Source organism: Vibrio sp. 10N.247.311.47 (genome assembly GCF_041467535.1).
In the GTDB taxonomy this organism is placed as follows: domain Bacteria; phylum Pseudomonadota; class Gammaproteobacteria; order Enterobacterales; family Vibrionaceae; genus Vibrio; species Vibrio crassostreae_C.
In genome coordinates, this window is sequence record NZ_JBFSUR010000009.1 from 40,617 (window position 1) to 61,514 (window position 20,898).

The following is a 20,898-nucleotide window of genomic DNA, read 5'->3' on the forward strand; positions in this document are numbered from 1 at the left end:
AAGCATTTTATCGCTCAGCTTCTTCAGGCTGGGCGAATCAGTCTAATGAAAAATTTATATAGGTGAACAAATGGGTCACGCAGAAAGCAAATTCCAAGCAGCAAACATCGCAGTACTAACGGTTTCAGATACTCGTACAGAAGAAAACGACACTTCAGGCGGTTACCTAGCAGAGCATGCTAAAGAAGCGGGTCACAACGTGGTTGATAAGCAAATCGTTATTGATGACATGTACAAGATCCGTGCGATCGTATCTAAGTGGATCGCTGATGAAAGCGTACAAGCAATCATGATCACAGGCGGTACGGGTTTCACTTCTCGTGACAGCACTCCTGAAGCGCTTAAGCCACTATTCGACAAAGAAGTAGAAGGCTTTGGTGAGCTATTCCGTCAAGTATCTTACGAAGAGATCGGTACTTCGACAATTCAATCTCGTGCGATTGCGGGTTTTGCTAACCACACGGTTATCTTTGCGATGCCAGGTTCTACAGGCGCTTGCCGCACCGGTTGGACTAAGATCATCAAGCAACAGATGGATGCTAGCCACCGTCCTTGTAACTTCATGCCACACCTTTCTGTATAAGGCGGTTTGAGTATGAGCCAATTTACACACATTAACGCGTCTGGCGAAGCAAACATGGTCGATGTATCGGCTAAAGCGGAAACAGTACGTGAAGCGAGAGCGGAAGCCTTCGTTCAAATGTCGGCAGAAACGCTAGAGCTGATTGTCTCTGGTAGCCACCATAAAGGTGATGTTTTCGCAACGGCACGTATTGCGGGTATTCAAGCGGCGAAGAAGACGTGGGATCTGATTCCCCTGTGTCACCCTCTGCTATTAACTAAAGTAGAAGTGCAGCTTGAAGCTATCGAGTCTGAAAACAAGGTTCGCATCGAATCTGTTTGTAAGCTTGCGGGTAAGACGGGCGTAGAGATGGAAGCGCTAACGGCTGCTTCTGTGGCTGCGTTAACGATTTACGATATGTGTAAAGCTGTTCAGAAAGACATTGTTATCGAAAACGTGCGCCTGCTAGAGAAGACAGGTGGTAAATCTGGTCACTTTAAGGTGGAGTCATGATTACAGTACTTTTCTTTGCTCAAACTCGTGAACTTGTTGGTGTGGACAGCGTTGAAGTTGATGCACAATTTAAGACGATTGAAGCGATTCGTAGTCATCTTGTGACACAAGAAGGCAAATGGGATATCGCATTGGAAGAGGGGAAGCTTCTGGCTGCACTTAACCAATCAATCGTACCTCTGACAGCTGAAGTGAAAGACGGCGACGAAGTGGCTTTCTTCCCACCAGTGACTGGAGGCTAAGCATGGATCCAAGAGTATTAGTGACAGCTGAGGACTTCTCGGTAGGCGACGAATACGACTACTTGGCTCAAGGTACAGCTGCCGGAGCGATTGTGACGTTCGTTGGTAAAGTTCGCGACATGAACCTTGGCGACAATGTGATTGGTTTGTCTCTGGAGCACTATCCGGGTATGACAGAAAAATCACTGAGCGAGATCTGTGACCAAGCTGAGGCTCGCTGGCCTATTCAGAAGATGCGTGTTATCCACCGTATAGGTGACTTAGATATCGGCGACCAGATTGTTTACGTTGGTGTATCCAGTGCACACCGCGGTGCGGCCTTTGAAGCCTGTGAGTTTGTGATGGATTTCCTAAAAACCAAAGCGCCGTTTTGGAAGAAGGAACGCACCACTGAAGCAACTCGTTGGGTTGACTCTCGTGATTCAGACACGAAAGCAGCGGAACGCTGGGAGAAGTAATTTCTCTTAAAGTGATGTTGCTTCAGCATTCACTCATTTGTATATGAGACAGTCAAAAACCGACCACTTAGGTCGGTTTTTTTGTACCTGCTATAAATCTATTTATAGATAATCATTGATTTGACAAATGATAATTCATTGTGGTTGCATATAAATTCAGCGCGTAATTTTGTCTTAATTGGTGCATTGGATAACCCGGTTTGGTGCAGAGCATTATGCTGTCTTGTATAAAGTGATTATCCTCACAAATAGTGTAGACGGTTTAGGTGATATGTGATGTGCAATTAGATTTCATGTGGCATTAATGTTAATTTGCGCTCAGTGTTCTAGCATAAGATGCTAAAAAAAAGTATCAACACAGATACATCAACACTAAAGGCTGTTTTTTAATTAATCCCTCTACGCAAGTCACTACTGATTTGGGGTTTTTTAGATATTTACACTGATACCTTAAGTATTTCGGAGAATTATCCGATTTTTTGCGACTTGTTTGTGGCAAATTACTTCAATGGTTGATAGTGTGTGCCTCAATCTTTGTAAGGTTTTAGATTTTTATGCTTAAATTTTGAGCTAAATAAATCTAAATCACTGCCGTTCAGTGAACCAAGCAAAGAAGTCATGGATGCAATACATAAAACTTGGAGTTTATTAAATGTACAAGAATAAAATCACTCAGGCCCTTCTTCTAGGTGCTGGTTTGGCAGTGGCTGCCTCTTCTACTCTTTCTATCGCTGCTGAAGTTCCAGCAGGCACAGAACTGGCAAAAGTTCAGGAACTTGTTCGCGGTAACGGTACTGAAGTTGCAACTATCGACCCACACAAATCTCAAGGTGTACCAGAATCTCACGTAATTCGTGATCTTCTAGAAGGTCTAGTGAACCAAGACGGCGACGGCAACACTATCCCTGGTGTTGCGGAAAGCTGGGAAACGACAGACAACAAAACATTCACTTTCCACCTACGCAAAGACGCAAAATGGTCTAACGGCGATCCTGTAACAGCTCAAGATTTTGTATACAGCTGGCAACGTGCAGTTGATCCTGCAACGGCTTCTCCATACGCTTGGTACATGGAATACACCAAGATGGCGAATGCGAAAGATATCGTAGCGGGTAAGAAAGACAAGAGTGAACTAGGCGTTAAAGCAGTGGATGCAAACACTCTAGTTGTTGAATTAGAAACAGCGGTACCATACTTCGTAATGATGATGGGCCACACAACAATGAAGCCAGTACACCAGGCAACTGTTGAAAAATACGGTGACCAGTGGACTAAGCCAGAGCACTTTGTTGGCAACGGTGCATTCTCTGTTGATAAATGGGTTGTTAACGAGCGTCTAGTACTCAAGCGTAACGAACAGTACTGGGACAACGATAAAACAGTTCTTAACAAAGTAACGTTCCTACCAATCGAAAACCAAGTAGCGGAAATGAACCGTTTCCTATCTGGTGAAATCGATTTCACAAACGAACTTCCAACTGAGCACTTCAAGCGTCTTCAAAAAGAGTACGCAGAAGATGTATCTGTAGCGGGTAACCTATGTACTTACTACTACATCTTCAATACGAAGAAAGCACCATTTGATGATGTTCGTGTTCGTCAAGCAATCTCTTACGCGATCGACCGTGATATCGTAACAGGTGCTATCCTAGCGCAAGGTCAAAAACCTGCGTATTTCCTAACGCCTGAAATCACAGCTGGCTTCGATCCTGAGCTACCTGCTTACGGCAAGATGTCTCAGAAAGAGCGTAACGCAGAAGCGGAACGTCTTCTTGAAGAAGCGGGTTACGGTAAAGACAACCCACTTAAATTCAACCTGCTTTACAACACTTCAGAGAACCACAAGAAGATTGCTGTAGCGCTAGGTTCTATGTGGAAGAAAACACTGGGTCTTTCTGTAACACTTGAGAACCAAGAGTGGAAAACGTACCTATCTTCTAAAGATTCTGGTGACTTCGAAGTAGCACGTGCTGGTTGGTGTGGTGACTACAATGAAGCGTCTTCGTTCCTGACGCTAATGAAGAGTAACAACACTACCGGTGGTGTTCACTACGACAGCGCGGCTTACGATAAGATCATCGATAAAGCACTTAACTCAACTTCAGAAGAAGAGCGCAAAGCACTTTACCTAGAAGCTGAGGCGCTAATGGCAAACGACATGCCAATTGCTCCTATCTACCAATACGTGAAATCTCGTCTACTTAACCCGCATGTTGGTGGTTTCCCAATCAACAACGCGGAAGACAAGATCTTCTCGAAAGACCTATACATCAAAGCTCAATAATAAGCTTCGATTCTAAAAAGTTAATATAACTATAACGATACAGGCACTACATGCGCAGGGCGCGCATGTAGCGTCTTTCTAATTTTAATTGTCACAGACTGAAAGAGTGAGTTTATGCTTAAATTCATTATGAAAAGGATATTTGAAGCGATTCCAACCATGTTGGTGTTGATCACTATATCTTTCTTTCTCATGCGTTTCGCACCGGGTAACCCGTTTTCAAGCGAGCGTCCATTACCGCCAGAAGTTATGGCTAACATCGAAGCTAAATACGGCTTAGATAAACCAGTGTTTGAACAATACACCACGTATTTGACAAATATCTTACAAGGTGACTTCGGTCCCTCTTTTAAATACCAAGATTACACAGTAAATGAGCTGATCGCGGTTGCACTTCCAGTATCTGCGAAGGTAGGTTTCGTTGCTTTTATCTTCACATTATTGATGGGGGTAACGGTCGGAACCATTGCCGCCTTGAAGCACAACACCTGGGTCGACTACACCATAATGTCGACCGCCATGCTCGGGGTGGTAATGCCATCTTTCGTGTTGGCACCGGCGCTTATTTACCTTTTCTCCCTGCACTGGAACATATTCCCAGCAGGTGGTTGGCATGGCGGTACATTCATGTACATCGTGCTGCCTGTTATCGCGATGTCTCTTCTTTACGTAGCAACCTTTGCTCGTATTACTCGTGGTAGCATGATTGAAACGCTAAACAGTAACTTTATCCGAACTGCACGTGCAAAAGGTCTAAGCTACCGTTATATCATTCTAAAACATGCACTTAAGCCAGCAATGCTACCTGTTGTTTCTTACATGGGACCTGCGTTCGTAGGTATCATCACAGGTTCAGTTGTTGTTGAAACCATCTTCGGCCTACCAGGTATCGGTAAGCTGTTTGTTAACGCCGCGTTTAACCGTGACTACTCGCTAGTAATGGGTGTAACCATCTTGATTGGTTTCCTATTCATCTTGTTCAACGCAATCGTTGATATTTTGCTAGCGCTTATTGACCCGAAAATTCGCTACTAACAGGGACGCATGGTTATGTTGAAGAAAAAAGAAAATTTAGAAGCGATCGAAAAGTTCTCTGAGAGCTTAGAGATTGAAGGTCGTAGTTTGTGGCAGGACGCGCGCATTCGTTTCATGCGAAACAAAGCTGCGATGGTGAGTCTGTTCATTCTTACGCTTATGGTACTGGCAGTTATCTTCTTACCAATGCTGGCTCAGTACACTTATGATGATACTGACTGGTACGCAATGCACGTTGGTCCGAATGCGGATCACTGGTTTGGTACCGATAGCTTAGGTCGTGATTTGTACGTTCGTACTCTTGTCGGTGGCCGCATCTCATTGATGGTTGGTGTGATGGGTGCCTTCGTAGCGGTACTGATTGGTACGCTTTACGGTGCAGCTTCAGGCTTCATCGGCGGTCGTACTGACCGAGTGATGATGCGTATCCTAGAGATCTTGTACGCAGTGCCATTCATGTTCCTAGTAATCGTACTGGTAACGTTCTTTGGTCGTAACATCGTCCTAATCTTCGTTGCTATTGGTGCGATTGCTTGGCTAGATATGGCGCGTATTGTACGTGGTCAAACGTTGAGCCTACGTAGTAAAGAGTTCATTGAAGCTGCACACGTATGTGGTGTAAGCAAATGGAAGATCATTACACGTCACATCGTACCAAACGTACTGGGTATCGTAGCGGTTTACTCTACGTTGCTTATTCCAAGCATGATCCTTACAGAATCATTCTTATCTTTCCTTGGTCTTGGTGTTCAAGAGCCTATGACAAGCTGGGGCGCATTGCTTCAAGAAGGTTCGCAAACAATGGAAGTTGCAATCTGGCAATTGACATTCCCTGCGGCATTCATGGTAGTTACGCTGTTCTGCTTTAACTACGTAGGTGATGGTCTGCGCGACGCGCTTGATCCAAAAGACAGATAACGAAATAGCAATTAAAAGCTATAAAAGATTAAGGAAGCAATAATGAGCTTATTAGATGTCAAAGATCTGCGCGTCGAATTTACCACACAAGATGGTATCGTAACCGCAGTAAACGACTTGAACTTCTCACTTAACCAAGGCGAAACGCTGGGTATTGTTGGTGAGTCGGGTTCAGGTAAATCACAAACGGTATTTGCACTGATGGGGCTGCTGGCTAAGAACGGCATCATCTCAGGCAGTGCAAAGTTTGAAGGCAATGAAATTCTCAACCTGCCTGAAAAAGCACTGAACAAGGTTCGTGCTGAACAAATCGCGATGATCTTCCAAGATCCAATGACCTCACTGAACCCTTACATGAAAGTAAGTGATCAGCTGATGGAAGTACTTATGCTGCATAAAGGCATGGGTAAAGCAGAAGCGTTTGAAGAATCAGTACGCATGCTTGAAGCGGTGAAAATTCCTGAAGCTCGTAAACGTATTACCATGTATCCGCACGAATTTTCGGGCGGTATGCGTCAGCGTGTGATGATCGCAATGGCACTGCTGTGTCGTCCTAAATTGCTTATCGCTGATGAACCAACAACGGCACTGGATGTAACCATTCAAGCGCAAATCATGGAATTGCTGAACGAACTTAAAGATGAGTTCAATACGGCAATCATCATGATCACCCATGACTTGGGTGTTGTTGCTGGTTCTTGTGACAAAGTACTTGTGATGTACGCGGGTCGTACAATGGAGTACGGCACGGTTGATGAAATCTTCTACGAGCCAAGCCACCCATACGCGGAAGGCTTGCTTAAAGCGATTCCTCGTTTGGATACCGAAGGTGAAATTCTACCGACGATTCCAGGTAACCCACCTAACTTACTTCGCCTACCAACAGGTTGTCCTTACCAAGACCGTTGTCACCGTGTAATGGACCGTTGTAAGCAAGAAGCACCGATTTTGCAGCCATTTGCTAAAGACCGTCAGCGTGCTTGTTTTTCAGACTGGGAGACTTGGACAAAATGAGTAAAGAATTACTATTAGATATTAAAGACCTGAAAGTTCACTTTAGCATTGCAGCTAAGTCTGCTTGGCCTTGGGCAAAACCATCAAACCTTAAAGCGGTTGATGGGGTTGATGTTCACCTTTACGAAGGCGAAACACTAGGCGTAGTGGGTGAGTCTGGTTGTGGTAAATCAACTTTTGCCCGTGCGATTATCGGCTTGGTTGAAGCGACTGAAGGTCAAGTGATGTGGTTAGGTCAAGACCTAACTAAGATGCAGGAAGTGAAGCGTCGTGAGACTCGTAAAGAGATTCAGATGATCTTCCAAGACCCGCTAGCATCGCTTAACCCACGTATGTCAGTAGGCGATATTATTGCTGAGCCTCTAGAGACTTTCTTCCCTGAACTTTCTAAACAAGAAGTGAAGGACAGAGTTAAAGAGATGATGGCAAAGGTTGGTCTACTACCCAACGTAATCAACCGTTACCCTCATGAATTCTCTGGTGGTCAGTGTCAGCGTATTGGTATTGCACGTGCGCTTATCTTGAAACCTAAGATGATCATCTGTGATGAACCTGTTTCTGCACTTGACGTATCTATCCAAGCTCAAGTTGTTAACCTTTTGAAAGAACTGCAAAAAGAGCTAGGTCTTTCGCTGGTATTCATCGCGCACGATTTGTCAGTGGTTAAACACATTTCTGACCGTGTCTTGGTGATGTACCTAGGTAACGCGGTAGAGCTTGGTGAATCAGATGCCTTATTCTCTGATCCAAAGCACCCGTACACCAAGGCGTTGATGTCTGCCGTTCCGATTCCAGACCCTCGTCTAGAGCGTAGTAAAACTATCCAGATGTTGGAAGGTGATTTACCATCGCCAATCAATCCTCCATCAGGTTGTGTGTTCCGTACACGTTGCCCACAAGCAACAGAGGCGTGTGCGCAAACTAAGCCAACTATCCAAGGCGATGACGTACACGCAGTATCTTGCTTGCACGTGCAAGTCTAGAGCCAATCTAAAACGGTTCAGCCTGTGACAGGCTTAAGCGCGACTAGTTTTTAGAGTCGCGCTTTTTTTGTACTGCAGACCTAGTTCCTATATTTTGCTCAACAGCTTCATCAAATAATTCGAACAACTAAGCCAACTTTTTCTAGTTTTGAAAAAGTTGGCTTTTTTTATACTAGAGAAAAGTTAGCATCACAGAGGTTTGGATATGGGCAAATTAGTTGAAGGTGTTTGGCATGATGTGTGGTACGACACGAAAGAAAGCGGTGGTAAGTTTGTTCGTGAAGATGCGGGCTTTCGTCATTGGGTAGAGAACAAACCGGGCGCGCAGTTTGAGCCGGAAAGCGGCCGTTATCACTTATACGTATCGTTAGCTTGCCCTTGGGCGCACCGAACCCTTATCTTCCGCGAGCTGAAAGACCTAACCGATCACATTGACGTGACGGTTGTTTGCCCAGACATGATGAGTGAAGGTTGGCAAATGGGGTTACCTGAACCTCTATTTGGCCATACCCGCATGCACCAAATCTACACTCAAGCCAAGCCTGACTACTCGGGTAGAGTAACGGTACCTGTGCTGTGGGATAAGAAAACCAACACCATTGTGAGTAACGAGTCGTCTGAAATCATTCGCATGTTTAACTCAGAGTTTAACGAGCTAACGGGTAACACCGATGATTACTACCCGTGGGAGTTGTCCAAGAAGATTGATGAGTGGAATGATTATATCTACCCAAACATCAACAACGGCGTATACCGAACCGGCTTTGCGACAACACAAGAAGCCTACGAAGAGGCGTATGAAGCGTTATTTGAAGCGTTAGATAAAGTGGATGCGCATCTTAGTGAGAAACGTTATTTAGCGGGAGAGCAGATTACTGAAGCGGATTGGCGGTTGTTCACGACCTTGGTTCGATTCGATGCTGTGTATGTGGGTCACTTCAAGTGTAACAAGCAACGAATTGCGGATTACAAACATATCCAAGGTTATCTAAAAGAGCTCTATCAAATAGAGGGTATTAAAGAGACGACCGATTTCTATCATATCAAGCGTCACTACTACTACAGCCACACTGGTATCAATCCGACTCAAGTTGTACCCAAAGGACCAGAGCTAGACTTAGAATCACCACATGGTCGAGGCTAGGCTTACCAAGTAGTTCCTTTACTCCAGACATAAAAAAACCCTAGATAAACATCTAGGGTTTTTGCTTTTTACAAAAGAAAAATTAGTTAATTACTTTTTCTTCAGCTTGTGCAGCTTGTGCAGCTTGGTCTGCTTGGATAGCCGTTAGAGCTACTGTGTAAACGATATCGTCTACTAGAGCGCCACGAGACAAGTCATTTACTGGCTTGCGCATACCTTGAAGCATTGGACCGATAGATACTAGATCTGCTGAACGCTGTACAGCTTTGTAAGTCGTGTTACCCGTGTTTAAGTCTGGGAATACGAATACTGTCGCTTTACCTGCAACTGGAGAGTTAGGCGCTTTAGAAGCGGCTACGTTTTCCATGATTGCTGCATCGTACTGTAGAGGACCGTCGATCACTAGATCAGGACGCTTCTCTTGAGCAAGTTTCGTTGCTTCACGTACTTTATCTACGTCTGCACCCTTACCAGATTCACCAGTAGAGTAAGAGATCATAGCAACGCGTGGGTCGATACCGAATGCCGCAGCAGAATCTGCAGATTGGATAGCGATTTCAGCAAGCTGTTCAGCTGTTGGATCTGGGTTGATCGCACAGTCACCGTATACAAGAACTTGATCAGGCAGAAGCATGAAGAAGATCGAAGATACGATAGAAGCATCAGGAGCAGTCTTGATGATCTGGAACGGAGGAACGATAGTGTTCGCCGTTGTGTGAACAGCACCAGAAACTAGGCCGTCAACTTCGCCAGCTTCAAGCATCATAGTACCTAGGAATACTGAATCTTCTAGCTTCTCACGAGCAACAACTTCAGTCATACCTTTAGCGCCACGAAGTTCTACTAGACGAGCTACGTAGTTTTCGCGAACTGATGCAGAATCGATGATCTCAACGCCAGCGCCAAGCTCAACACCTTGCTGCGCTGCAACGCGACGGATTTCTTCAGGGTTACCTAGAAGTACACACGTTGCGATACCGCGCTCAGCACAGATAGCCGCAGCTTTAACTGTACGTGGCTCATCACCTTCAGGAAGAACGATGCGCTTAGCCGCTTTACGAGCAAATTCAGTTAGCTGGTAACGGAATGCTGGTGGGCTTAGACGACGGATGCCTTGAGTACCTTCAGATAGAGAATCAATCCAAGGGCCATCAATGTGGCTTGCAACGTGATCGTTAACGAACTCGATACGCTCTTTATCGTCTGCAGGAACTTCTAGGTTGAAGCTCTGTAGGTTTAGAGATGTCTGCCAAGTGTTACCTTGAGCCTTGAAGATCGGCAGACCTGAAGCGAATGCTGGTGCACAAAGGTTAGCAATGCTTTCTGGAATGTCGTAACCGCCAGTAAGCAGGATTGCGCCAATCTCAACACCGTTTTTCGCAGCAAGAGCCGCAGCAACGATAACGTCAGGACGGTCTGCAGAAGTTACTAGCAGTGAGCCTGGTTTGAAGTGCTCAATCATGTGCGGTAGAGAACGTGCACAGAAAGTGATGCTCTTAATACGACGAGTTGAGATTTCACCTTCGTTAACGATTTCAGCGTTAAGGTGCTTAGCCATATCAACCGCACGAGTTGCGATTAGATCGATGCTCCATGGCACGCAGCCAAGAACACGGATAGGGCTAGAGTTGAAGATTTGCATTACTTCAAGGTTCGCTTGCTGAGCGCTGTCTGCATCATCAAAGATTTCAGATAGGTCAGGGCGAGTACGGCCAGCCTCATCAACAGGAGCGTTAAGCTTGTTGATGATTACGCCTTTGATGTTTTTGTTCTTAGTACCGCCGAAGTTAGAACATGCTACTTCTATACGCTCTTTAAGCTGCGTAGGGTTGTCAGTACCAGGAGTCGCAACGAATACGATCTCCGCGCCAAGTGTTTTTGCGATTTCCGCGTTCACTTGGTTAGCAAATGGGTGCTTACGAGTAGGTACTAGACCTTCGATTAGCGTAACTTCTGCGTCTTTGTTGATCTTGTTGTATTGCTCAACAACAGACTCAAGAAGCTCGTCCATTTTTTCGCTACCGATCAAAGCTTCAGCTTTAGTCATTGCGATTGGCTCACCAATCTTAATGTCGCTGTTTGCGCTGATGATAGTAGACGTTAGATCTGGTTGGTTACCACCGCTGCGAGGCTGAGCGATTGGCTTGTAGAAAGAAACACTTACGCCCTTACGCTCCATAGCGCGAAGAACACCCATGCTAACACTAGTAAGACCAACACCAGCGCTTGTAGGGATAAGCATAATAGTACGTGACATTGACGAACACCTTTGACTATTGGAAATAAAAAAAGCTCAACTGCTATTCCCACCGATATTTAAATTGGGGTAGGAATAGAAGTTGAGCCCCATTTTCTTGATATGAAAAACTGACTAGCTTCGAATGAAGCTAGTCAGGAAAATCAATTAAAGACCTGCTAGTTTCGCAGTGTCTTCAGCAATTACTAGCTCTTCGTTAGTAGAGATAACCATTGCAGGGATACGGCTGTTAGCTGTAGTGATAGTACCTTCGCCGCCGAAACGAGCTTTAAGGTTAGCTTCACCGTCAACTTCGATACCGAAGATGCCTAGGCGGTTAAGAACCATTTCACGGATTGGGCCTGAGTTCTCGCCGATGCCGCCAGTGAAAGTGATTGCGTCTAGACGACCTTCTAGAGTTGCAGTGTAACCAGCTACGTACTTAGCTAGACGGTGACAGAACACGTCCATTGCACGAGTTGCTTCTTCTTTCTCACCGTAGTTGTCTTCAACGAAACGACAGTCAGAAGTCACTTCAGTTAGACCAGCAAGACCAGACTCTTTAGTTAGCATGTTGTTGATTTCTTCAACAGAGTAACCAAGTGCGTCGTGTAGGTGGAAGATGATTGCAGGGTCTAGGTCACCACAACGAGTACCCATTACAAGACCTTCAAGAGGAGTAAGACCCATAGAAGTGTCTACAGATTTACCGTTCTTGATTGCACATACAGAAGCGCCGTTACCTAGGTGACAGTTGATGATGTTAACTTCTTCAACTGGCTTGTTTAGTAGGCCTGCAACTTCACGAGTGATGAATAGGTGAGAAGTACCGTGCATGCCGTAACGACGGATGCCGTGCTCTTTGTACAGGTTGTACGGTAGAGCGTATAGGTAAGACTCAGAAGGCATTGTTTGGTGGAACGCAGTGTCAAAAACAGCAACGTTTTGTAGACCAGGGAAGTTCTGTTGAGCCGCTTCGATACCGATAAGGTGAGCAGGGTTGTGAAGAGGTGCGAAAGTCGCAGCGTCTTGAATACCCTTAAGAACTTCATCAGTGATAAGTGCAGAAGAAGTGAACTGCTCGCCACCGTGTACGATACGGTGACCGATAGCGCCAAGGTTAGCTTTAAGCTCAGGCTTAGAAGCAAGAATAGTTTCTACCATGAAAGATAGTGCTTCTACGTGAGCTGCGCCCGCGCCTAGTTGTGCTTCATGCTTGCCATCAAGTTTCCACTTCATACGAGCTTCTGGAAGACCTAGACACTCAGCAAGACCAGTTAGGTGCTCTGCACCTGTTTCTGCATCAACAACAGCGAATTTAAGAGAAGAACTACCACAGTTTAAAACTAAAACTAGCTTAGACATTAATGACTACCTGTTTATTTTTCTGATCGAAATCAGTTAAGGATGAAAATTAATCTCAAGAATAGTCGAAGCACATAGGCTTGCGTACTAACCTTGGTCAAAAAAACGTTAATTTCCGTATAAAGTGAAAGCGCTCTTTATCAAAAAGAGGCTTGTGCATTCCTTGCAGAAGTCTTCTCAAAGTTGCTTAAATTGTAAATAAGGGCAACAATGAGATTGAGGTCTGCAAATAATAGCGATATTGTGCAAATATAACAAAAAAATTTGAAAGAATATTATTTTTCGTCAAATTTTTGTGTTTTTAGTTGATGATTTCAACTTTTTTTTAATGGGAGACTCATATGAGCAATAGAGTTGGTTTAGCTAGTAGTTTAAAAGATGGCCAAAAGTACATGGATCTCTGGCCCGTCCGAAAAGAGTTAAACGCGATCTTCCCAGAACAACGCATTATTAAAGCGACCCGCTTTGGCGTGAAAGTGATGCCTGCGATTGCCGCTATCAGTGTTCTTACACAAATGGTCTTTAATAATTACCAAGCGATGCCACAGGCTGTGGTTATGGCTTTGTTTGCGATCAGCTTGCCGCTACAAGGTATGTGGTGGTTGGGCAATCGCTCAAATACACAACTTCCGCCGGCGCTAGTATCGTGGTACCGCGAACTGCATGAAAAGATCACTGAAACGGGTTTTGCGTTAGAGCCTATGAAGCCGCGCCCTCGCTATAAAGAATTGGCAATCATTTTAAATCGTGCCTTTCGTCAGTTAGATAAATCCTCAATGGAGCGTTGGTTCTAAAGAATCCCAGCTCTCCCTCTTGTCTGAGAACAACTATTCATCTTCTATAGCTTGTTCTCAGATTTGCTCCTCTTTTTGTTACCTCGCTTACTTTCCGTTTAGCTTACCTGTCCTTATTCACTTGGTTTCTTACCTTCCTCCGAAGTCAATATAACCTTTCTCACATAACTCGAGCTTTGTTGTATTTTTGTTAAATATCACTTCAAGTTATCAATGGTTACTGGTAATAATGTCAATAGTGATTTTGATGTTGTTCTCTTTGAGCGAGTAATGACGGGTAGAGCTTGATTCAGGGAGCGATAATGAGTTCTGTAAGAAAGGTATTGGCAGCGGTTTTAAGTTGCTTGATGTTGCTATGGACTGGCAATGCAATGGCAAACGTTGCCAAAGTGTCGGTTTCACAAGTTGTTGACCATCCAGATCTGAATGCGACACGTTTAGGGCTTCTTGAAGGATTGAGAGCCAATGGTTATGAACCCGGTAAGAACTTAGAATTCTCCTATGAAATGGCGAATGGTAACCCGGCTCAGGCAGCCAAGATTGCCAGAGAGCTCGTCAGTGAAAATCCACATGTACTTGTTGGTATCGCGACACCGACTTCACAAGCCTTAGTGTCGGCGACTCGCTCGATTCCTATCGTGTTTACCGCGGTTACGGATCCTATCGGCGCTAGGCTCGTTAAACAATTAGAAAAGCCGGGGCGTAATGTCACGGGGCTTTCTGACTTATCTCCGATCACTCAGCATGTGTCATTAATCAAAGAACTGCTCCCTGAAGCTAATTCAATCGGTGTAGTTTACAACCCAGCAGAAGCAAATGCCGTTGCGTTAGTTGGGTTATTGAGAAAGGCAACTCGAGATTTCGGTTATACACTTCACACCGAAAAAGCGCTGACTGTTGACGATGTCGAAGCAAAAGCAGAATCCATTGCTAAGAAGTCCGATGTTATCTATGCCTTGACCGATAATACGGTTGCAAGCGGCATGGAGGGTCTTATCAAAGCGGCTAACCATGCAGATACGCCAGTCGTCGCAGGCGCCACATCTTATGTCGGAAAGGGAGCGATTGCTGGTTTAGGTCTAGATTATTATGATGTTGGGGTTCAGACCGCGGATTATGTCGCAGCCATTTTGGAAGGACAGAAGCCCGGGAAGTTGAGTGTCAAAACTGCGCAGAGCTCTCAGCTGGTGGTCAACCTAGATGCTGCTCGTGAGCTTGGCGTGACAGTGCCTCAATCTGTGATTGAGCGTGCGGTCATTAGCCGGTGAATTGAGTTTGGTGTTAGGTGAGCTAATAGGCCATAAGTCATATTATTAACAGCATTGAAATGGGCTCAGATAACAAACTCACCTGCTCTATATGTTGGCGCTTCTCTATTTTATTCATTTGTAAGCGGTTATTTGACCGTTAGGTGTGTCGTTAATATCAATTTACATTATTTTACGTCGAGCGAATTGCCGATTAATGTAATAATATTAATGGGGAAAATGAAAATAGCTGAACGCTAAGAGCACATTATATGAAAGTAAATAGGCACTTTAGCCTAACCTTTGTTTTCGGGTTTCCCGCTGTGATCGCCGCGATGTTACTTGGCCTAATAGGAAAGAATCATTTTGACGCGGTAGAAAAAGATATCAGTAGTGAGTTTCATCGTATTGAAGATGTGTTCAAAAGAACCACAAAAGTGGCGACAGCCCTAGACTACAGCTTCTCCAACTATTATAAATCAGGAAACCCTCTCTTTCTTGATCACAACAAACATGTTGTGGATGGTCTTTGCCAAATCTGGCCTATTGATGTATTGCTACTTGCCGACGGTAAAACCTCAGACATTCCCTCTGTCGATATCGACTATATGCTAATTGGTCAAGAGTCTCTTTGTTCTGAAAGCAGTGATAGTTATAAGAGCGCGTCAGAAAAAATAGCGTTAGCTCCTATTCTTTCATTTTTATCCCAGCTTGATGAATACCATGCCGGCGTGCACTTTATTGATACGAGCGGCTATGTGATCTCTTCACCTGAAGGTTTTGCCAAAGGGCTGAGCAAAGAGTTACTCTCGACCATAAAGAGTCGTCCTTATTGGCAGAAAACAGCCAACAACCCTGACCAACTCACCCTTTCAGGCCCTGGTTATCGTTTTGATTCCCTTGACCGTATAATCAGTATGACGATCCCTGTATTCCATAAAGGCGTTCACCAAGGGATGCTGTCGGTGGATATTAATGCTGACAAGCTGCTCGCAAACTCGAATGAGCATCTTGCAGGTCGGATCGATATCATTGATACCACTTTAGCGACTCCGGTAGATTCTGCGGCGTTTTATCACGAGATCAAACTGGATGGTGTCTCGTCTCACCATGCGATGTATTACAAATTAGACATCGCGAAAGAGGTTGAGCACTTTTTCGTCTACGAGAAAGACAGCCTTATTGTTGCCATCATTGTGTATCTGTTCTCAGTAACCATCTTCTTCTACGTCAATTCCAATATTGAACGTGGTTACTTCAAAGATCTCGCAGCCAAAGACCCTATGACAGGGTTATTGAATCGTCGTGGCTTAGAAGCGTTCTGGCGCAGTGTAGAGCACGATCAACTGTTTGCATTAACCGTCTTCGATATTGATGATTTTAAGTCAATTAACGACACCTACGGCCACGATAAGGGGGATGATGTGATTCGTTATATGTCGCGTCAGATCAGCAACAGTATTCGAAGCAGTGACGTTGCAGCACGGTTTGGCGGTGAAGAGTTTGTCGTTTATATGAAAGGCGAAGATCGTGAAACTTTGATGAGAACATTAGAGCGAGTGAAGAATGCGATTTGTTCCACTTCAGCCGACATTATTCCAAATGGATTTACGGTGTCTGGCGGTGTCTGCATTGTTGAAACTGAGCAAAGTAAACTTAACTTCGATGAGATATTTAAGTACGCCGATGAAAAGCTGTACGTGGCTAAGACGACGGGTAAAGACCGTCTTGAATTTTAACCACGTTATTGAATCGATGCTTTGTATGAAAATGAAAATGAAAATGAAAGAGGGAAGAGCGAACGTGTCTACCAAGCAAAGCTTATTTGCACCGGTAAACACGTTTGTAGCGTTGGGTATTTAACCCTAAACATAATCTTAAACAGGTTGGCGGCGTTCTTCTTGATAACGCTGAAGGCGTTCTACAATCGGTGGCGCCTTTTTGAAAGTACGAATTTCTTTAAACAGTTCGTTCGCTTCAGGGTAGCCTTTACTTAGATAAACAAACCACTGCTTCACTCTATTGGGGTAGTACATGCCTTTGTCCCCTTTAATTTGAAACTCTGAATAGCGCAGCAAAAGTTCAATGACTTTATCCCACGGCATTTTCTGGTGGTTGTGCTTAACGACGTTACCAAGGTTTGGAATATTGAAAGCACCACGGCAGACCATTAATGAATCGACGCCTGTTGCTTCTATGCAATCTTGACCATCTTGATAGTTCCAGATCTCCCCATTAGCAATCAACGGCAGAGATGTTTTTTCTCTTATTTGATTGATGAAGTCCCATTTGATTTCGCTGGCTTTATAGCCGCCAACTTTGGTTCTTGCATGCACGGTGAGTTCGTCAGCTTTGGCTTGTTCGATGGCATCGACGATTTCAAAGCACTCTTCCGGATGCTCCCAACCTAATCGAATCTTTGCGGACACAGGAATGTGTGCCGGTACCGCTTCTCGACAGGCGTTCACCACTTGATAGATGAGCTCTGGCTCTTTTAGCAATGAAGCGCCACCATTACTTTTGTTGACCGCTTTTGCTGGGCAACCAAAATTAAGATCGATCCCTTTCGCGCCTAAGCTAGCAGCTTGAAAAGCATTCTCGGCCATCCAATTTGGGTGTTGCCCTAGAAGTTGGAGATGGATTGGCACACCAGCCATGGTCTGAGAGCCTTGATGTAGCTCAGGGCAAATACGGTGGAACACATGCGGGGGAAGAAGTTGATCTACGACGCGCACAAACTCTGTCACACAGAGATCGTAATCATTAATCTCTGTGAGAATTTCACGCATTAGGTGGTCTAGAACGCCCTCCATAGGGCCAAGTATTACGCGCATGTTGCTTTACCAAAACTGAATGAACCGAAAAATTCGAGGCGTGATTGTACGGTGTGCTTACAGAATTGTCACTATGAGTGTGGTGCATGTCTTAATGATGGTTTCGTCTCTTAATAGCGACATCTTTGGGAGGATGGCGTTATAATATCGAAAATGCCCAATATCCAGAGCTTTCATGACATATCAATTATTAAGCCTACCAGAATCAATCACTGACATTACTCCGCAGTTTATGGAAGGTGCAATCCTTGCCTCTAACTTAGCGACCAAACCACTCGATCCAGAAGAGTGGCTGGTTATCGTTGCGCCTGAAGCGGGTAAAGAGCTGGTAAAAACGGTGACAGAACAGATTAATCGCCAGCACAACCTGATTCAGCGTAATGAATACCTATTAACAGACGTACTGGCTGAAGGTGACTTTAACGAACAGTTCGCTGATTTTTCTGAAGGCTTCATGATGGTTTGGCCAACAGTGGAAGAGCAGTGGCAGAACGTGACAGTCGCGGATGGTACTCTGCGCATGTTGCAAGCGCTCTTAACCACCTTGATGCTTGCGATTGATGAAGAGCAAACTCAACAACAAATGATCGCTGCAGGGCTTACTAACCCACCATCGCTTGCCGATTTAGTGGGTCAAGTCGATCTGATGATCTCAGAAGTGGCAATGGCAGCGGATGAAGCTATGTTGGGCAATAAGTCCCAGAGCGTGAACCCGTTTAAAGACATTGGTCGAAACGACCTTTGCCCTTGTGAAAGCGGCAAGAAGTTTAAACAATGCTGCGGTAAAAGCAGCTAATCACGGCTTGTTGAGCAACTTAGTTTGTGTGAATAACAGACTCTCTTAATATGTTCAAAAGCTTAAGTAATAAAAAAGTCGACCTCGTGGTCGACTTTTTTGTTGTCCAAGTGTCAACGGCTTACTGCAAGTCCTTTTTCGACTTCACAAATTGAGAAATAACCACAATACCGAAAGCAACCAAGTTACCTGCAAAGATAATTACTAGCCACTGAGGCATAGAAAGATCGAAGAACTGCCACACAACCTTGCTGCAATCGCCGTAAGCCTCAAACATCCACGGAGCCCATTGGTTTAAAGGCGCCCAGCTAGGGAAGGTTACGAATAAGTCGCAGGTTGCGAAAGGGGACGGATTGAACTGGTAATCGACGTGCTCTAAAGCAAGCATCAAACCTTTGTATGCGCCAAATCCCCAGCTAGCAAGGCCTAACCAGCGTGATATTGGGTTATTCGGGGCAATCGCACCAATCATGGCGGCAACACCGATAGCGAGCATAGCAACGCGCTCATAGATACACATCACGCAAGGACCAAGCATCATCACGTGTTGGAAGAAGAGAGCGCACGCTTCAAAAAAGACAATAAAAGCCAGCAGTAAAAGCCAAGATAAACGTCCCTTAGAGAAGTCTTTGATCATTGCTAAAAAGTTCACGAATTGAATCCTGTCTATAAAATAAAAAAGCCCTGATTACTCAGAGCTTTTTATCTTGGATAAGTTTCCTAATCAACTAATATTTTTGATTAGTTAGTTATAGTTATTGTGGTTTGCGACACAGTGTTTAGCTTAGTGACCACCAGAGATAACTGGAGCGACGACTTCACCAGTGCGTTGAATGATCCAACCAGCATCGTAGAACCATGCTGTCATTGGCTCTACGATGAACACAATGCCTGCTAGGCCAACCAGTGCCAATACGATGGTGTATGGCAACGCCATGATAACCATGCGACCGTAAGACAATCTAATTAACGGAGCAAGTGCTGATGTTAATAGGAATAGGAATGCAGCCTGGCCGTTTGGCGTTGCAACAGAAGGTAGGTTAGTACCAGTGTTGATAGCAACAGCAAGTAGGTCGAACTGATCACGAGTGATGATGCCTTCAACCAGTGCAGTTTTCACTTCGTTAATGTAAACCGTACCGACGAACACGTTATCTGAAACCATCGATAAAATACCGTTGGCAATATAGAAGAGTGCGAGCTGTGCGCCTTTATCTTCAACGTGAAGTACTGCATCGATGACTGGCTTAAATAGAGCTTGGTCGATGATCACAGCAACAACAGCGAAGAAAACGGCAAGAAGTGCAGTAAATGGCAGCGCTTCTTCAAAGGCTTTACCCATAGAGTGTTCTTCAATAACACCCGTAAATGCTGTAGCTAAGATGATCACAGACAGGCCAATCAAACCTACTTCAGCAACGTGAAGTGCAAGGCCGACGATAAGCCAAACTGCGATTGCACTTTGAACCCATAGTTTTGCTACGTCTTGCTTTGTGCGGTTTGCACGTTCTTTGTTGTCAAACTCAACTAAGATTTGGCGAACATTCATTGGTAGTTGAGCACCGTAACCAAACACTTTGAATTTTTCGACAAGTGCACAAGTTAAAATACCGCAGAAGAAAACAGGTAGTGTTACTGGCAGCATACGGATGATAAATTCACCGAACTCCCAACCTGCTTGCTTAGCAATTACCAAGTTTTGTGGTTCACCTACCATGGTCATTACACCACCCAGTGCTGTACCCACACCAGCGTGCATTAGCAGTGAACGTAGGAAAGCACGGTAGTTTTCTAGGTCATCACGAGTTAGCTCTGAGATCTCTTCATCATGAGTATGATCGTGCGAAGACGTTGTGCCCTTGCCTGATGCAACCTTGTGGTAGATAGAGTAGAAGCCGACCGCAACGCTAATAACTACGGCGATTACTGTTAGTGCATCTAGGAATGCTGATAAGAAAGCGGCAGCAACACAGAAGGCAACGGAGAGTAAAATTTTAGATTGGATGCCAAGCAAGATCTTCGTGAAAATGAACAAAAGCAGTTCTTTCATGAAGTAAATGCCAGCAACCATGAATACGAGCAAGAGTAATACAGGAAGGTTTGCTTGCAGCTCGTGATAAACCATTTCTGGTTTGGTCATGCCAATGGCGACTGCTTGAATAGCTAATAGACCACCCGGTTGAAGTGGGTAGCATTTGAGAGCCATAGCTAGAGTGAAAATAAACTCAACCACCAATAGCCAGCCCGCAACAAATGGGTCAACTAGGAAGAAAACAAACGGGTTGATGATTAAAAAGGAAATGATGGCAAGTTTATACCAATCAGGAGCTTTACCAAGGAAGTTCTTGATAAAAGCGTTTCCGAGAGACATCGGCATGTTAATACTCTTTTATGTTGATTATGAATAGACAAGCAATACAACATTTTGAGAATCGAGCTATAGAAATTGTTAAAAACTATGACTAACAGTGAC

The 20,898-nt window shown here is 44.6% G+C and carries 19 protein-coding genes; 14 read left to right on the forward strand and 5 right to left on the reverse strand.

Translation table 11 applies throughout. The features are described 5' to 3' along the window. Positions 1–70: 70 nt before the first annotated feature. From moaB to AB6E51_RS08340, 10 genes are all read left to right on the forward strand, one after another. On the forward strand, positions 71–583 hold the full coding sequence (gene moaB, locus AB6E51_RS08295; protein ID WP_004734027.1) for a molybdenum cofactor biosynthesis protein B: 513 nt from the start codon (positions 71–73) through the stop codon (positions 581–583). A 12-nt stretch (positions 584–595) separates the two neighbouring features. Next, positions 596–1,075 carry a cyclic pyranopterin monophosphate synthase MoaC gene (moaC, locus tag AB6E51_RS08300; protein ID WP_004734026.1) on the forward strand — a complete coding sequence of 160 codons (480 nt, stop codon included), beginning with the start codon at positions 596–598 and terminating at the stop codon, positions 1,073–1,075. Then, complete coding sequence (gene moaD, locus AB6E51_RS08305; protein ID WP_017063465.1) at positions 1,072–1,317, forward strand: molybdopterin synthase sulfur carrier subunit; 246 nt, start codon at positions 1,072–1,074, stop codon at positions 1,315–1,317. Before moaC ends, moaD begins: the two co-directional genes overlap by 4 nt. 2 nt (positions 1,318–1,319) lie before the next feature. Then, the gene (moaE, locus tag AB6E51_RS08310) at positions 1,320–1,775 is read left to right on the forward strand and encodes a molybdopterin synthase catalytic subunit MoaE (RefSeq protein ID WP_372058194.1); all 456 of its coding nucleotides are present in this window, start codon (positions 1,320–1,322) and stop codon (positions 1,773–1,775) included. 652 nt (positions 1,776–2,427) lie between these two features. After that, positions 2,428–4,059: an ABC transporter substrate-binding protein gene (locus AB6E51_RS08315; protein WP_065583971.1), complete on the forward strand. Its 1,632-nt coding sequence runs from the start codon at positions 2,428–2,430 to the stop codon at positions 4,057–4,059. Positions 4,060–4,173: 114 nt separating this feature from the next. Further along, a complete protein-coding gene (gene oppB, locus AB6E51_RS08320; RefSeq protein ID WP_017062174.1) occupies positions 4,174–5,094 on the forward strand; it encodes an oligopeptide ABC transporter permease OppB in 921 nt (306 codons plus the stop codon). A gap of 15 nt (positions 5,095–5,109) precedes the next feature. Further along, entirely contained in the window at positions 5,110–6,012 is a 903-nt protein-coding gene (gene oppC, locus AB6E51_RS08325; protein WP_017062173.1) for an oligopeptide ABC transporter permease OppC, read from the forward strand. Positions 6,013–6,054: 42 nt separating this feature from the next. Then, a complete protein-coding gene (locus AB6E51_RS08330; RefSeq protein ID WP_012603544.1) occupies positions 6,055–7,026 on the forward strand; it encodes an ABC transporter ATP-binding protein in 972 nt (323 codons plus the stop codon). After that, positions 7,023–8,009, forward strand: coding sequence for a murein tripeptide/oligopeptide ABC transporter ATP binding protein OppF (gene oppF / locus AB6E51_RS08335; RefSeq protein ID WP_017062172.1), 987 nt, complete (start codon positions 7,023–7,025; stop codon positions 8,007–8,009). Before AB6E51_RS08330 ends, oppF begins: the two co-directional genes overlap by 4 nt. Positions 8,010–8,214: 205 nt before the next feature. Continuing rightward, positions 8,215–9,153, forward strand: coding sequence for a glutathione S-transferase family protein (locus AB6E51_RS08340; RefSeq protein WP_136978363.1), 939 nt, complete (start codon positions 8,215–8,217; stop codon positions 9,151–9,153). A gap of 82 nt (positions 9,154–9,235) precedes the next feature. Here the strand turns inward: AB6E51_RS08340 and pta are convergent, their stop codons facing one another. Continuing rightward, a complete protein-coding gene (gene pta, locus AB6E51_RS08345) occupies positions 9,236–11,410 on the reverse strand; it encodes a phosphate acetyltransferase (RefSeq protein ID WP_372058193.1) in 2,175 nt (724 codons plus the stop codon). Between the two features lie 147 nt (positions 11,411–11,557). Then, a complete protein-coding gene (locus tag AB6E51_RS08350) occupies positions 11,558–12,754 on the reverse strand; it encodes an acetate kinase (RefSeq protein WP_017062169.1) in 1,197 nt (398 codons plus the stop codon). A gap of 341 nt (positions 12,755–13,095) precedes the next feature. On the opposite strand from AB6E51_RS08350, the gene yfbV reads away from it, so the two are divergent. The 3 genes from yfbV (at position 13,096) to AB6E51_RS08365 (ending at position 16,534) form a co-directional block, all read left to right on the forward strand. After that, positions 13,096–13,548 (forward strand): terminus macrodomain insulation protein YfbV, encoded by a 453-nt coding sequence (yfbV, locus tag AB6E51_RS08355; RefSeq protein ID WP_017062168.1) that lies wholly within the window; start codon positions 13,096–13,098, stop codon positions 13,546–13,548. A 302-nt stretch (positions 13,549–13,850) separates the two neighbouring features. Continuing rightward, complete coding sequence (locus AB6E51_RS08360) at positions 13,851–14,816, forward strand: ABC transporter substrate-binding protein (RefSeq protein WP_017062167.1); 966 nt, start codon at positions 13,851–13,853, stop codon at positions 14,814–14,816. A gap of 251 nt (positions 14,817–15,067) precedes the next feature. Beyond that, positions 15,068–16,534, forward strand: coding sequence for a sensor domain-containing diguanylate cyclase (locus tag AB6E51_RS08365; protein WP_229647109.1), 1,467 nt, complete (start codon positions 15,068–15,070; stop codon positions 16,532–16,534). A gap of 138 nt (positions 16,535–16,672) precedes the next feature. Here the strand turns inward: AB6E51_RS08365 and dusC are convergent, their stop codons facing one another. Further along, on the reverse strand, positions 16,673–17,629 hold the full coding sequence (gene dusC / locus AB6E51_RS08370; protein WP_017069187.1) for a tRNA dihydrouridine(16) synthase DusC: 957 nt from the start codon (positions 17,627–17,629) through the stop codon (positions 16,673–16,675). 175 nt (positions 17,630–17,804) lie between these two features. Here dusC and AB6E51_RS08375 point away from each other — a divergent pair, with 175 nt between their 5' ends. Then, on the forward strand, positions 17,805–18,425 hold the full coding sequence (locus AB6E51_RS08375; protein ID WP_102394331.1) for a YecA family protein: 621 nt from the start codon (positions 17,805–17,807) through the stop codon (positions 18,423–18,425). Positions 18,426–18,546: 121 nt separating this feature from the next. Here AB6E51_RS08375 and dsbB read toward each other — a convergent pair whose 3' ends face one another. Both dsbB and nhaB read right to left on the reverse strand, forming a co-directional pair. Then, positions 18,547–19,062 (reverse strand): disulfide bond formation protein DsbB, encoded by a 516-nt coding sequence (dsbB, locus tag AB6E51_RS08380; RefSeq protein ID WP_029235613.1) that lies wholly within the window; start codon positions 19,060–19,062, stop codon positions 18,547–18,549. A 147-nt stretch (positions 19,063–19,209) separates the two neighbouring features. Further along, positions 19,210–20,802: a Na(+)/H(+) antiporter NhaB gene (gene nhaB / locus AB6E51_RS08385; RefSeq protein ID WP_017062162.1), complete on the reverse strand. Its 1,593-nt coding sequence runs from the start codon at positions 20,800–20,802 to the stop codon at positions 19,210–19,212. Positions 20,803–20,898: the final 96 nt, after the last annotated feature.